Raw genomic sequence first — 13,189 nt, 5'->3', positions numbered from 1 at the left:
CAGGACCTTCGTTTCAGCCCGATGCCATTATGCGGTATAGCGTCGTTCCGTATTCGACGTCGCTCTCACTGCGGCAGACCTGCTCGATCACACGACCGGCGACGGGCGCGATCACCGGCCTGAAGATTGGTCCGATAGCGATCACCCCGAGCAAGTCACCTTCTTGAACGTGATCTCCTACGGTCGTCGCCTCTCCCAACGGGTGTCTATTCGAGAACCTACCCACAGCAGGAGCCCGAACGAACGTGGCTGCGTCGGTCCGCTCGACGCCAGCCAGCTCTAGCGCTCTCGTCCCCACCATTTTGCGGTTGTGCCGGCCCAGAGAGAGGCGGATCGAACTCTCTCCGCGTTGCGCCTCCAACTCTTTCACGCCTGCCCGTTTCATTTGGGCGATCAACTCCGCTAATTCCCAAGACTCGATGCTCATGGGAGCTTCGCTCGCGGGGAACACCTACAAAACTTTGCCAACCGTCGGATCTCCTCGATGTAGCTGCGCGTCACCCTCTCGACATCGCGAGCTTCGGCGAAGCTGCACCGAACGAAGTGAAGACACTGGCCTGGCCTTGCTTGCCCAATCCGCCAAAGATCGGGCTCGATGACGACACCAATCTTCGGGTAACCGCCCGCAGAGTTACCGTCCGCCAGTTGTATCACCGGATCACCGGAAGGCGGCACCTGAATGACGCCAGGTACGATCGGGTGCGACCTCATTTCCACGTCATGCGTCCGGCACAGTGTCGCGCCCGTAAGATGATAGCCCATCCGGCTGCTTTTCGTGGAAATCGTCCAAGGTGTGGTCCAAAAGGCGGTTTTGGAGGATTCGTCGAACAGGTCGTACTCCGATGCCGTAATGACGCGGAGGATGACTCCCCCCGGGCTGCTGCCCGCCCACGTCGCCGACGGCAGCTCAGACAAGGCTGGACTGGCGCCATATCCTCCTAAATCCCGCAGAGTGACCGGAGCGGCGTGCCCTACCTCCAATTGGTCTCCGGCCTTAAGCGAGCGCCCTTCAAAGCCGCCGAAGCCATCGCGCAGCTGCGTACTGCGAGATCCGAGTATTACGGGAACTTCGACGCCACCGGCGATCGCCAAATACGTCCGCAAACCGTCCACCGGCTCGGACACCACAAGCTTTTGGCCGCCGCGAGCCGGCGTCACCCACCAAGGAAGTACCGCCACGCCATCGAGCTTTGCACGAGCTGTCGCGCCTGTAAGCACAAAAAGAGTGTCAGAATGAAACTTCACCGCGAACGGATACAATTGCAGTTCGATGGCGGCCGCGTTCTCCTCGTTTCCCAAAAGCGCATTGGCCGCCGCCAAGGCCACGTGATCCATCGCCCCGGATCGTCCAATCCCAAATCCTCGAAAGCCGACACGGCCGTCATCCTGCACGGAGTTGAGCGGCGGAGTCTGAACAACCTCAATCATCTCTCTATGCGCTCCACGCGGAAGCGAATTCGATCACCGACATCGAGAAGATTTGGCGGATTGCGACTTAGATCAAACGGCACCGGCGCCTCCGGTACGTGCCCGATGACGTACCAGCCGGTCGGAAACGTCGGTGGCCCACCGGCGCCGCGAGGATTTCCAAGATTTGATTGCCCGCCCCCGATCGTCACATTTCCCCCAAACGGACGCACCACGGGCACCTTTCTTCGAGGTGTGAAGAGACGTGGGTCTAAACCGAAGAGATAGCCGAATCCCGGCGTCGTGGAGGGCGCGAACACGACATATTCCGGAGTGGAATGCAGCTTTACGACGGTCTCCGGATCGATACCGTGATGAGCAGCCAGTTCACCAAGGTCCATGCCGCGATCGCCTCCATAAACGACACCAACCTCAAGAAGCTTCCCTTGTGGACCGCCCGGTTCAACTTTCCTCCAGCTCTCCAGAAGTCTCGATGCAAGTGCTTCCGGATCGGCCTTCGAAGAGTCGAACAGGACGAGAAGATTATTCATACCGACTTGAGTATCGACAACCACGTCCCATTGACCGACCTGCTTGCTAAGAGTCCAGATACGCTCCTGTGTGGGTAGACACATCGGCCCCTCCGCATCGAACAAGAGCGCCGCACTTCCGCACAAGCTCACCTGCGGGTTTGCAAACTCTATCGGCCTGGAAGGCTTCATGTCGCTTCGCCATCGCTACTGGTATTGCTATTGCACTTCACCTTGAACAATGGCCGTTCGGCCTGCACTTCCACTCCGTTTTCCACCAATATTTGCTCGATTACACCGGCTGTCGGAGCGAGCAGTGGAGTGAAGAGCTTCATCGCTTCGATGATGCCGACCTGCTGACCTGTGGAGATCCGGCTTCCAACTACTACGAAAGGTTCGGCACCCGGCGCGGGCGCGCGATGGAAAATGCCCTGCATTGAAGCGCAGACGAACGACGTCGTTTCGTCGACGGCTTCGTTCGACACGGTCGCATCAACTGGCGGATCGGAAGGCGCCGCCCCATGCATTTCCTGCCTACCCTGTGCGGCCGCAAACATCGTGATCTTTACGCGCAAGTCTCCGTCGGATGCTTCCAGCTCCTCGACCCCTGATCCATGCATCAAGCCAATGAGCTTTGAGATCATCTTGAAGTCTTCGCTTTTCATGGCTCCTTTTCGTCTCCAAGACTCATCTTCTTGCGTCGCAAACGTCGAAGCCATTCAGCCATCGATCCTCGATGGAGCTGCGTGCCAGCCATATGCTGGGCAACACTAAAAACAGTTCGCCAAAACAACGCCAATAACAAAAGTACCTACTTTCATGCATATGATGCATATAGCCCCGGCTGACGGCAGCTTCTTTTTTCCGCCGTCAAGCACCTCCTGTCGGAAGAGACCGGACGCCTTCTACACAGCAGCCGTTGCTATCGCCGGCCTGGCCCTCCCTCGGCCTCAGCAAACGCCTCCAAGCCAACCAACCTCTGCACAGCGATCAGTACAAAGACGGTTGCTCCGATCAACATCGTCGAAATTGCCGATATAATCGGACTTGCGTCCTCCTGTATCGCGGCAAAAATCTTGACTGGCAGAGTTGTGGCGTCGGGTCCGATTAGGAAGAGCGTCACGGTCGACTCGTCGAACGAAATGATAAAACTGAAGATGAGTGCCGTGACAATGCCCGGCCGCATCAGTGGAAGAATAACCTTGAAGAACATCACGACGGGCGTCGCGCCCAGATTCATCGCCGCCTCCTCGACATCCTTCTCAAGGCTCCGCATGTTGTTCAGGATCGGTCGATAAGCGAAGGGTAACGCTAGGATTGTATGGGCCAGCACAATGCCGCTATACGTTCCATTCCAGCCGAGCGATCCGATCACGGTCAGCATCACGACACCCATTGCGGCGTGCGGCAATACCAGCGGCACCAAAATCATGAACTCGAATGATGCGCGGCCCCAAAAATGGCGGCGCGCGGTCACCAATGCGGTTGTCAGCGCTAGGGCAGTGCTCGCCACCGCGACAACAAAAGCAATGACGACGCTGTCGGCCGCCGTTAAAATCCACTCGTCGCTACTGAAGAATTGACTGTACCACTTCAGTGAAGGCTGGCTGAGCGGAACTTCGATGAATCCCGACTCGAAGAATGAGGACAGCACCACGACCACAATCGGTGCGAGCAAAAAGGCGAGCACTAGGACGGCGACTATGCGGCAAGCGACTTTCATCCTACCTCCCTAAGAGGCCGCACTTTTCTTCGCACGAGCCTCGAGTAGCTGCAGAGGCAGCACGACCGCCAGGGCAGCGACGCAAAGAATCATCGCTAGCGCCGCGGCCTTCGGAAAATTGAAGAGTTGAAAGACATCTTGATAAATTTGCGCACCAAGCATCTTGTCACGCATGCTGCCGAGCAACAGAGGAGTGACCACCGATCCCATTGACATCAGAAACACGATGATGCTGCCCGTCACGATCCCAGGAAAGCTCAACGGCAACAGTACCCTGCGGAACGTTTCAAACGGTCCCGCGCCGAGACTGGCTGCCGCCTCCTCCAGTGATTTGTCCAGCCGGATCAGAACTGTCACTATCGCAAGGATCATGAAGGGTGAGAATACATGAACCAGCCCGATCACGATGGCGGTCGGACTGAACAGGATTTCTAATGGACCCGCGATCAGGCCTGATGACATCAACGCCTGGCTAATGACCCCTTTCTTGCCCAGGATCACTATCCAGCCGTACGTTCGCACGACGACGCTTACCAACCAGGGCATCATCAGAATGATGAGAAAGATGTCGCGCCTTCCCGGATATCGCGCGATCCAGTAGGCAGTGGGATAGCTTATCAGGAGCGAAATCGAGGTCGTGAGACCGGCCAACCAAATCGTTCGATAAAGAGTCTCAATGTAATCTTTACGCGCCAAGACTGCCTGGTATTGCGCGAAGCTCAATTCGTTGTTCGACGTGAACGAGCCGACCACGAGTGAGATGACACCGATCGCCAGAAGCATCAACGGTACGCTAGTTGGAACGAGAAGAAGAAATTGGGAGTCGACTTTTACCGGCCGCGCCTTGAACAACATTCCGCTGCCGCTGTGCCGCCGGGTCGTCCTCTCAGTTCCGACATCCGTCATTGACCCGCCGCTTTCCAATTTATTGCTTACTTGACCTGAGAGTAGATTTGTTCGACCAAATTGACCCGCTTCTCCTGGTTCGCGGCAAGCACCGAACAGTCTGGCTGGTAAAGTTTCGAACGCAACGATTGCGGCGAACCAACCTCCTTGAGCTGTTCCTGGCTAAGCGCGGCAGTTTGATTGAGCGGTAGGAAGCCAGACGCATCAAGCATGGCCAATTCTGGTGCTGGCCTTAAAGCATAGTTTATCCAGGCTTTCACGGCGTCCAGATTCTTCGCGCCTTTCGGCACGATCAAGAAATATGACAGCAGCAATCCTCCTTCGGAGGGTATTGTGATATCGACGTTCTTTACACCGGAAGCCCGCATGGTCCAGACGCGGCTCGAATAGTAGGCTCCCGCCGTGACCTCTCCGCGCGACAGCAGGGCATTCATCTGAGCAGTGGAGTTCGTGACAGTCAGAGCATTACGCGCGATCGACGTAAGCAGAGGAATGCCGGGCTGAATGTTGTTTTCGTCGCCCCCTCCGACTTTCGCAAAGAGAACCAAATCATTGGGAGCAGCATAGATCGGCCGGGCGATAGCGACTTTATCCTTGAATTTCGGGTCGGCCAATGCCCGCCAGGACTCGAAGTCTGACGCTTTTGCCTGATCGCTGTTGAATGCGGCCCCGTAATACTGAAAGTAGATGCCGAAAGCGTAAACTTCGCCGTTCTGGTCTATCAGATAGGACGACTTCTCGAAATTAGCCAGTTCGGGGAAGTCTTCCTTCTTAAAGCTTTCCAGCAATCCATCCTTTTGGAGATTTGCGGCGTTGTAGCAGGTGCCCAGTGCGACGTTGAACTGAGGTTTTCTCGCTTGGGCTCTTAACGTCGGCTCCGGATCCGACCAGTCGCGGATCTTGACCACGATACCGGACGACGCGGAGAACGGCTTGCCGACTTTCTCTCGCCACATCTCGCTGTTGCCTCCTCCCCAGGTGCCCATGACAACTTCTCCGTCGGCGGCGCACGCAACCGTCGTCGAAAGGCTGAACAAGCTCAGGGCCATCAATAGACCGGCAGCGTGCTTCACTTCCGCACCTCCTTGTTCGCGAAAACGATGGCGTCCTCCAAATCCCATGCCAACTTGACCTGAGTTCCCGGAAGCAGGCCTTGCTGCTGCACATGCCGGGCCGTCGTATCCACCACCACGACCTTGTCGTCGACCACAACGCTTTGACGGACGGTCGCGCCCATATAGATGTTCGCCACGATCTGGCCGACCATAAGACAACTGTTACCCCACACTTCGCGTCCCACACGTACGTTCTCGGGACGAATCGATATCGCGACTTCTGCGCCGATTTTCATCTCTGGAGTTGCCACTATCAGAGCGTCGGCCGAGACCTCGCTCAGGTGCAGACTCGCACCGTTTTTCTCGAGAGACTGCACGTGGCCGACGAAGATGTTGATATCCCCGAGGAAGCCTCCGACGAATGCATTCTTCGGGTTCTCGTAGACCTCACGCGCGCTGCCCAATTGTTCGAGCTTTCCATGATTGAAAACGGCTATCCGATCCGACAGGATCATCGCCTCTTCCTGATCATGAGTCACGAATACGAATGTTGTGCCGACTTGGTGCTGGATACGCTTCAATTCGATCTGCATCTGGCGGCGCAGCTTGAAGTCCAGTGCACCGAAGGGCTCATCCAGCAGGAGAACGGACGGGCCAGTGACCAGCGCGCGCGCCAGGGCCACGCGTTGACGTTGACCGCCCGATATCTGTTGTATCCGACGTCGTCCGAGCTCGCTCAGATCCACCAACGCGAGCGCCTCGCGTACTCTTGCTACGATTTCGTCGCGTTTGACCTTTTTCACCGCCAGCCCGAAGGCGATGTTCTCCTCGACAGTAAGGTGCGGAAATAGCGCCAAACCTTGGAAGACCAAGCCGACGGGACGCCGATAAGGCGCAACGCCCGTCATCACATGGCCGCCGATCTTGATTGATCCCGCGTCCGGCTGCTCGAACCCCGCGATCATGCGCAAGGTCGTTGATTTACCGCAGCCTGACGGTCCCAAAAATGTCAAAAATTCGCCCTGCTTGACCGTCAATGACAAGTTGTCGACGATCGAGTTATCTCCAAATCGTTTCGACACTTCGATGATTTCGAGCGCGGCCACTCTATCCGCGTCGGAATCGATCGAGCATGCTGGCGGTTCGACGATCCTGACGGCGCGGTTAGGCATTGCTCAACTCGAATACCGGTGCTTCTTGTGGCCGCCGCTCCTTGAACAGGCGGCCTACCCCCGTTGAGGTGACATCGATCTTCATCCTTCGGAGTGCCGCCCAAAGAGAGGCTTGGTTCGAGGTGACAACCGGCAGGTTCAATTCCCTTTCCAATCGGTCGATTTGATCCATCACCAGCAAATTGGTGCAACTGACAAACACGGCGTCACACCTTGAAATGACCTCACGGCTTGAGAGCACCTTGGAGGCAACGTCCGCCGACGAGATGGTCAGGATCTGTCGTCCATCTGCGCAAAAGAAGGAATCGACGGCCTCCACGCCGAAGCCATAGTGCTGCAGAAAGAGGGCCTCTTCCTTGTTGATTAGATCCGGATAGGGAGTGAGCATGAATACTCTGGTCGCCCGAACGGCCTTCAAGGCTTCGATGACGGCTGTTGAAGTGGTGACAGCGGGAATTCCGGTCAACATCGTGATGCGGTCGGCTAGCTTGGCTTCGTTGCCTAGCCCCTCTAGGAAGCTGGCACTCGTACATCCGTAAACTATCACCTCCGGATTCGCCTGTGCGAGATCCGAGGCCGCTCGATCCAACGAGTTGGCCATAGCGAGCTGCGCTTCCTTCGCTATAGCGGTGCCGGGTTTGGTGAGCCTGTTGTGATTGAGCTTGACATTGGGAGGAACGTAGGACGGTAGCTCGGTTTCCATAGCCACATTTATCGGCGGCGCGAGGATACCTATCCGTCGAATGGCGGCCATTACTTCCTCCCTTGTCGATCGCTTTGAGGCTAGCCATTTGGTAGTATTATTTCAAGCTACCAAATACCTCGACTTTCGTGGAGGCGGTTTTGCAAGACCAGCTCAGCGGCCAGCTCGATGAGTTGATCTTGGCGGTTCGCCCGTTTGGCCGCGATACAGAACGCTGGTTAGAGAGCTCATGCGGCCCTGGAGCAATGATGACATCATGTCGCAGATCTCCATTTCGCATCACGGACCCGATGAACCGCAAAACGATATGAGCTGCTCGAATGTGGTCCGACATCGCTCCACACGTATTGTCAGGGCAGCGAGCTGCATCAACTCAGTCGACTGCATGCCCGGGCTATGCGGACACAGGCCTCCTTTAAGGTTTCGTCCGCAGTAGCATATGAGATTCTGAAGTGGGGCGATAAGCCATAGGCCGCTCCGTGCACCACCGCCACCCCTTCGGCATCGAGGAGATACTTGCAAAAGTCCTTGTCATCGGCAAGGACGGTTCCGTCCGGGGTCCGCTTTCCGATCAGGTCGCGGCAGGAGGGGAAGACGTAAAAGGCGCCGGACGGCTTGTCGCAAGCCAACCCGGGCACGGACGCGAGTCCTTCCAGAACCAGATTGCGCCGTCGTTGATATTTCTCTGCTCGCTCTCGAAGCCCCTCTTGCGGCCCGTTCAAAGCCTCGACGGCCGCAGCTTGGCTGATGGACGATGGATTGGCCGTGGCCTGAGATTGCAATTTCGCCATTTGGGATATCAACTTCGCCGGACCCGCGGCATAACCGATGCGCCAACCCGTCATACAATAGGCCTTCGAGACGCCATTGACGACCAGGGTTCGCTCCGCGACGGACTGATCGATCGCCGCCGGCGTACAATATTCGAGCCCGTCATAGACAAGATGCTCGTATATGTCGTCGCTAAGGAGCCAGACGTGCGGATTTCTTCGCAATACATCGATGATTGGCTCCAGCTCCCTGCGCGTGTATACGGCCCCCGTGGGATTAGAAGGCGAGTTCAAGAGGAGCCACCGAGTCCTCGACGTGATCGCACGTTCCAAATCGATCGGATCGAGCTTGAAGTTCCTCGCCGCCGGGCAAGCGACGATTTTGGGTACCCCACCGAAGAACGACACCATTTCCGGGTACGACACCCAGTACGGAGCCGGGATGATGACCTCGTCTCCGTGATCCAACGTCGCCGCCAACGCATTGAATAAGATTTGTTTGGCGCCGTTGGCGACCGAAATTTGACTGACCTTGTAGGAGAGGCCGTTCTCACGCGCGAATTTCTTCGCAATTGTCTCTTTCAGGACTGCCGTACCATCCGTGTTGGTATACTTCGTCTCGCCCCTCTTCATGGCGGCGAGCGCAGCCTGCACGACATTATCGGGTGTGTCGAAGTCGGGTTCACCCTGGGTCAGATTGAGAATTGTTCGCCCCTGAGCCTGCAATTCCCGCACTCGCTGGGCCGCAGCACCACTCTGCGACGGTTGAATTCGATTCACGCGTGCGGCAAACTCGGAGCGGTTGGACGCAGACGCGGCGTCGAAGACTGTCATTGGTAGTTCCTCTCGTCGTTGTCATCTGCCGGATGTGCAGCAGGCCATTCGCGAGCCGATTTCGATTTCAAACCTATCGGCGCAGGAGCGGCCCCCTCATCGATATCGTCCGGATGCACAGGTAATCGCGTCCGTAAAACGGTCCGCACACGCTGGATCAGATTTGCCGGTCTCTCGATCTCGTATGTGCAGAACACCGTTCGCAATCTCGAAATACGATCCATGCAACGTGAGCTGCTTGCGACCTACGCGATCGCACACCACGGAAAACTCATTAGATTGAGCAAGGACTGATCGATCGCAGCCAGCTCCAAGTCGGTGTGATCGTCGTCCAGGCCGCCGCAACACGGCCAGCTCTGTGCGCCACCGGGACCAGACGTTGCATCCATGGAGTCGTGAAGCTTTCTGGTGAGGCCGATACCTTGCCTTTGGCATAAGCGGGGACGCCCCACACCGGGCGTGACCGAGCACAACCAGAGCAGCCCCGGCGGCGTGGAATTCTCCCTCGACACCGAAGGGCGGTACGCGCTGCAACGTTTCTGATGACGAAGATTTCCTCGGGTCTCGCATTGAATATCAATTCGGGTGAAACGCGGCTGTCGCAACATCCGATCACCAGGGCTTCCGGTGACTGCCCCGCGCGCGGCCAATGAATCGAACCTTTGTCGTTCCTGAGGAAAGCGGTCCAACATGAAAGCGGCGTAGCCCTGCATCAATTGTGCGGGAAAGCTCGACACGTCACTGGACATTCCGGATCCTACCACCGATGAGCAATTGCTGTCGGCCTGGCCACAGCGGACAGGATTGACCGATCGCTTATGGGGCCAAATTATCAATCACGCCTCGCCACGACGCCAATTACTAAAGCGCCTGCAACCATGCATGACGAGAATAATCTCGAAATTCGCTGTCGCGGTTGCACTTCAAACCCAAACGCGGCGTCAACTTGGCACGGCTGACGCCATTCCGGTCGGCGCCTAGCTGCCGACGGTATTTCCGAGCGCCTTGATGTTAATCGGCTCTTACAATGCGCTCCGCAAATCAGCTCATCCCGTGCTTGCCTTTGTAGGGCGAGGGTTCAGGCGACTTCCAACCATTCAGCGCGCCCTTCGCGGGACGAAGGATTTCCACCTTCAGGGGATAGCACTTGGGGGTCTGCCCTGGGACCCGCGGCCCACAGTCGCCGCCGGGACAGGCGGATAGCGCACCAAGGAGATTGATCTCCGCGAAGAATTCGATGAAGTCGCCTGGACGAACCGGGCTTGCCTTTTTGATATACTCGTGACTTTCGACATCGAAGCCTGTGCACATAAAGACGTTCATGACGTCGTGCACGTAGCCCTCGGCTTCCTTCGCCGAAATCTTTCTGAAGGCAGATAGGGCTCGAACGAGATTGGAATGGCAACAGTGATCGTAATCTTCACCGGTTATCATTCTTCTCGTGTAAGGGTCGCAGCGTGTTCCGATCACATCGTGAATTCCACAACCATCGGAATCCCACCCATACCATCCCAGACTGTCGTAAGTGATAGTCGCCATCGGCCTCAGGTATGGCATGCTGCTCCACAGGCGATCACCAGTAGAAATGTGCGTCGCATGAATCGCCCGCGTCTTACCGCTGTAGAAGTGTTCAGAAAGATTGTCGCTATTCCAAAGATTAAAATCACCAACCTGCGATCCCTCCACGCTCACGATCCGAAAGAGGTGCCCGGCAGGCACTTCGAACGCGCCGCCATCCCGAGCAGGGATCGTCAACTCCGACACTTTCTCAGCACCGGACCCAACGTTCTGGTAGAATTCCATATCGAGCGCCGGAATTTGTCCGACGGCGTAGACCGTTTCTTTGCGCGCCGACCGGCGAGTCTGAGCATTCTCCGGCTCGGGCATCGAAATGGATCTGGAAGTCATTTGAGTGTCTCCTAAGAGGAATTCGACTGCTGAGACTAAGATCGTCAGGCGTCCAGGACCGACTTTAGAAACGCCTGGGTTCTCGCGCTTTTCGGTTGAGAAAAGAACTGGTACGGCTCTCCTTCCTCGACAATTCGGCCGTGATCGAAGAAGCAAACCCTGTCGGCGATCTCTCGCGCGAAGGACATCTGATGCGTTACCATGATAACCGTCAGTTCCTTTTGGTGAGTCAGCTCCCGAATGACCGCTAGCACCTCGCCAACGAGTTCAGGATCGAGCGCCGAGGTCACCTCGTCGAATAGGAGTATTTTCGGTCTCATCGCCATTGCTCTCGCGATCGCAACCCTTTGTTGCTGACCGCCTGACATCCTCGCAGGGTAGTAGTCGCACCGATCTTCCAGTCCCACCCTTCGAAGCAGCTCCTTTCCGAGGCTCACGGCTTTCTCCTTCGGCATCTTGAGGACGCGAATCGGTCCCTCGGTCACGTTTTCAAGCGCCGTAAGGTGAGGAAAAAGATTAAAGCTCTGAAAGACCATGCCGACATCGCTCCGAATCGTACGTGTTTGCCGGGCCGATGCTTGGCGTGCTGCGCCGGTCGAATCGCACGACCACAACTCACGGCCGCAGATAGAGACACTGCCTCTGTCGATTCCCTCCAATGTCATGAGAACCCTGAGGAGAGTTGATTTTCCCGATCCACTCGGACCGATGACCACAAGCTTTTCACCCTGTCCGACTTCGAGATTTAGGTCATTTAGGACCGTGGACGCCCCAAAACGTTTTGTAACGTTCCTTAGCTGTACTGAGAACGGTCCGGCCGACATTACCGCCATCCCTTCTGGGACAGTCGCTCGAGCCTGTTGATGAGAAACGCGCCGGCAATGCTGAGGACGAGAAACATTATCCCAACCATCGTTATGGGTTCAAAGTACTGAAACCGCCTGGCTCCTTCCGCCTGAGCAACGGCCATGAGTTCCCAAACGGATATGGATGCGAGCAGCGGCGTGTCCTTCAGCATGTAGACGAAGTAACTTCCGGCATTTGGAATGATGAATGGGATCATCTGTGGAACAATGATCCGCCGATATGTGTCGAACGTTGAGAGATTTATGGATGTTGATGCCTCCCATTGCCCGGCCGGAACACCGATCATTGCGGCACGGTAGACCTCGGCCATATACGCACTGTAGTGCAAGCCGAGAGCAATGACGCCGGTCACCAGCGGGCTGATCACGACGCCTGCCGAAGGCCCCACGAAGTACAGAAAATAGATCAGGACCAGGAGCGGCACCCCTCTTGCGAATTCGACGTAGCCGCGAACTAAGATTTTGGTCAGACGGTGCTTAGCGCTGTACAGCGCAAAGAGAAGGAGGCCGCCAAGCAGGGAGGCGATAAAACCGAGGACGGCGGCGAGCAATGTGGTTTGCGCCGCGACCACGAGTTGCGGAAGCAACTCCCAGGCATATTGGAAATCGACCTTCATGCCGACCAGCCCCTGGTTGCGCCGTGCGTTGGCTTACCCTGCCATAACCCGAGACGTCGCTCTGCGTACGCGATTGCCGCTCCTATCAATTGCGCCGCAGCCACATAGAAGATCATGACAACGAGATAGATCGGCACGGTCTGAAAGGTTCTGATATTGAGAGAGTAGGCTTCAAAAGTCAGTTCCGGAACGGTCGCCAAGGCGGCAACCGAGGTGGCTTTCAATACCAGGATGCTGAGGTTACCGAGAGGTGGTATCATCGACAGCATTGCTTGAGGAAGAATGATCCGGCGCATCATCATTGATGGCACCATATTGATCGCCAAGGCGGCGTCATACTGGCCCCGCGGGATAGCGCCGATCGCCGTCCTGACGACCTCAGCTCCATAAGCCCCGAAGCACATGCCTATGGCGAGTGTGGCCGCCCAAAAGGCGGAAATCGCAACCCCGAAGAACGGCAAAACAAAGTAGAGCCAGAACAGGACGACCACCAGAGATATGCCCCTGAAGATCTCGACATAGAGCAAACTGATGGTTCGGATCCACCAGCTCTTGGATGTCCTGGCGATACCGAAAACGAGCGCGCAAGCGAACATCAATACTGTCGAGAGCGCGTAAAGGGCCATCGTCGTTACCGCACCAGAAAGGAGCAGCCATCTACCCTCGTAGAGCGCCGACATCTGTCACCGTCCGCTTCG

15 protein-coding genes are annotated in these 13,189 nt (G+C 56.6%); all 15 read right to left on the bottom strand.

What is annotated here, in order from left to right; all coding sequences use genetic code 11:
* Positions 1-13: 13 nt before the first annotated feature.
* The 15 genes from XH89_RS36925 to XH89_RS36855 all read right to left on the bottom strand — a co-directional run bounded on the left by XH89_RS36925 (position 14) and on the right by XH89_RS36855 (position 13,171).
* Positions 14-427 carry a biotin/lipoyl-containing protein gene (locus XH89_RS36925; protein ID WP_128929669.1) on the bottom strand — a complete coding sequence of 138 codons (414 nt, stop codon included), beginning with the start codon at positions 425-427 and terminating at the stop codon, positions 14-16.
* Positions 424-1,428, bottom strand: a complete 1,005-nt coding sequence (locus XH89_RS36920) for a biotin-dependent carboxyltransferase family protein (RefSeq protein ID WP_128929670.1) — start codon at positions 1,426-1,428, stop codon at positions 424-426. The genes XH89_RS36925 and XH89_RS36920 overlap by 4 nt, the downstream gene beginning before the upstream one ends.
* Positions 1,425-2,129: an allophanate hydrolase subunit 1 gene (locus XH89_RS36915; RefSeq protein WP_128929671.1), complete on the bottom strand. Its 705-nt coding sequence runs from the start codon at positions 2,127-2,129 to the stop codon at positions 1,425-1,427. The genes XH89_RS36920 and XH89_RS36915 overlap by 4 nt, the downstream gene beginning before the upstream one ends.
* Entirely contained in the window at positions 2,126-2,602 is a 477-nt protein-coding gene (locus tag XH89_RS36910; RefSeq protein WP_164933834.1) for a biotin/lipoyl-containing protein, read from the bottom strand. The genes XH89_RS36915 and XH89_RS36910 overlap by 4 nt, the downstream gene beginning before the upstream one ends.
* 257 nt (positions 2,603-2,859) lie before the next feature.
* Positions 2,860-3,660 (bottom strand): ABC transporter permease, encoded by an 801-nt coding sequence (locus tag XH89_RS36905; RefSeq protein ID WP_128929673.1) that lies wholly within the window; start codon positions 3,658-3,660, stop codon positions 2,860-2,862.
* A 9-nt stretch (positions 3,661-3,669) separates the two neighbouring features.
* Complete coding sequence (locus tag XH89_RS36900; RefSeq protein WP_206733165.1) at positions 3,670-4,566, bottom strand: ABC transporter permease; 897 nt, start codon at positions 4,564-4,566, stop codon at positions 3,670-3,672.
* A gap of 26 nt (positions 4,567-4,592) precedes the next feature.
* A complete protein-coding gene (locus tag XH89_RS36895; protein ID WP_164933833.1) occupies positions 4,593-5,639 on the bottom strand; it encodes an extracellular solute-binding protein in 1,047 nt (348 codons plus the stop codon).
* A complete protein-coding gene (locus tag XH89_RS36890; protein WP_128929675.1) occupies positions 5,636-6,793 on the bottom strand; it encodes an ABC transporter ATP-binding protein in 1,158 nt (385 codons plus the stop codon). Before XH89_RS36890 ends, XH89_RS36895 begins: the two co-directional genes overlap by 4 nt.
* The gene (locus tag XH89_RS36885) at positions 6,786-7,547 is read right to left on the bottom strand and encodes an aspartate/glutamate racemase family protein (RefSeq protein ID WP_128929676.1); all 762 of its coding nucleotides are present in this window, start codon (positions 7,545-7,547) and stop codon (positions 6,786-6,788) included. The genes XH89_RS36890 and XH89_RS36885 overlap by 8 nt, the downstream gene beginning before the upstream one ends.
* Positions 7,548-7,864: 317 nt before the next feature.
* Positions 7,865-9,100, bottom strand: a complete 1,236-nt coding sequence (locus XH89_RS36880; RefSeq protein ID WP_128929677.1) for a pyridoxal phosphate-dependent aminotransferase — start codon at positions 9,098-9,100, stop codon at positions 7,865-7,867.
* A gap of 274 nt (positions 9,101-9,374) precedes the next feature.
* Complete coding sequence (locus tag XH89_RS42005) at positions 9,375-9,716, bottom strand: carbonic anhydrase (RefSeq protein WP_283810013.1); 342 nt, start codon at positions 9,714-9,716, stop codon at positions 9,375-9,377.
* Positions 9,717-10,141: 425 nt separating this feature from the next.
* The gene (locus tag XH89_RS36870) at positions 10,142-11,008 is read right to left on the bottom strand and encodes a DUF1989 domain-containing protein (protein WP_128929678.1); all 867 of its coding nucleotides are present in this window, start codon (positions 11,006-11,008) and stop codon (positions 10,142-10,144) included.
* Positions 11,009-11,052: 44 nt separating this feature from the next.
* On the bottom strand, positions 11,053-11,832 hold the full coding sequence (gene ehuA, locus XH89_RS36865) for an ectoine/hydroxyectoine ABC transporter ATP-binding protein EhuA (protein ID WP_188637407.1): 780 nt from the start codon (positions 11,830-11,832) through the stop codon (positions 11,053-11,055).
* Complete coding sequence (gene ehuD, locus XH89_RS36860; protein WP_128955088.1) at positions 11,832-12,491, bottom strand: ectoine/hydroxyectoine ABC transporter permease subunit EhuD; 660 nt, start codon at positions 12,489-12,491, stop codon at positions 11,832-11,834. The genes ehuA and ehuD overlap by 1 nt, the downstream gene beginning before the upstream one ends.
* Entirely contained in the window at positions 12,488-13,171 is a 684-nt protein-coding gene (locus XH89_RS36855) for an amino acid ABC transporter permease (protein ID WP_128929681.1), read from the bottom strand. Before XH89_RS36855 ends, ehuD begins: the two co-directional genes overlap by 4 nt.
* Positions 13,172-13,189 lie beyond the last annotated feature (18 nt).

It is taken from the genome of Bradyrhizobium sp. CCBAU 53340 (assembly GCF_015291645.1).
Taxonomy (GTDB): domain Bacteria; phylum Pseudomonadota; class Alphaproteobacteria; order Rhizobiales; family Xanthobacteraceae; genus Bradyrhizobium.
This window is presented reverse-complemented; position numbering and strand designations above follow the sequence as displayed.

Bases quoted from the DNA above. Each gene is read 5' to 3' on its own strand.
- XH89_RS36905 (WP_128929673.1), bottom strand. From the start codon at position 3,660: ATGAAAGTCGCTTGCCGCATAGTCGCCGTCCTAGTGCTCGCCTTTTTG.
- XH89_RS36890 (WP_128929675.1), bottom strand. From the start codon at position 6,793: ATGCCTAACCGCGCCGTCAGGATCGTCGAACCGCCAGCATGCTCGATC.
- XH89_RS36870 (WP_128929678.1), bottom strand. From the start codon at position 11,008: ATGACTTCCAGATCCATTTCGATGCCCGAGCCGGAGAATGCTCAGACT.
- XH89_RS36900 (WP_206733165.1), bottom strand. From the start codon at position 4,566: ATGACGGATGTCGGAACTGAGAGGACGACCCGGCGGCACAGCGGCAGC.
- XH89_RS36880 (WP_128929677.1), bottom strand. From the start codon at position 9,100: ATGACAGTCTTCGACGCCGCGTCTGCGTCCAACCGCTCCGAGTTTGCC.
- ehuD (WP_128955088.1), bottom strand. From the start codon at position 12,491: ATGAAGGTCGATTTCCAATATGCCTGGGAGTTGCTTCCGCAACTCGTG.
- XH89_RS36910 (WP_164933834.1), bottom strand. From the start codon at position 2,602: ATGAAAAGCGAAGACTTCAAGATGATCTCAAAGCTCATTGGCTTGATG.
- XH89_RS36885 (WP_128929676.1), bottom strand. From the start codon at position 7,547: ATGGCCGCCATTCGACGGATAGGTATCCTCGCGCCGCCGATAAATGTG.
- XH89_RS36915 (WP_128929671.1), bottom strand. From the start codon at position 2,129: ATGAAGCCTTCCAGGCCGATAGAGTTTGCAAACCCGCAGGTGAGCTTG.
- XH89_RS36925 (WP_128929669.1), bottom strand. From the start codon at position 427: ATGAGCATCGAGTCTTGGGAATTAGCGGAGTTGATCGCCCAAATGAAA.
- XH89_RS36855 (WP_128929681.1), bottom strand. From the start codon at position 13,171: ATGTCGGCGCTCTACGAGGGTAGATGGCTGCTCCTTTCTGGTGCGGTA.
- ehuA (WP_188637407.1), bottom strand. From the start codon at position 11,832: ATGTCGGCCGGACCGTTCTCAGTACAGCTAAGGAACGTTACAAAACGT.
- XH89_RS36920 (WP_128929670.1), bottom strand. From the start codon at position 1,428: ATGATTGAGGTTGTTCAGACTCCGCCGCTCAACTCCGTGCAGGATGAC.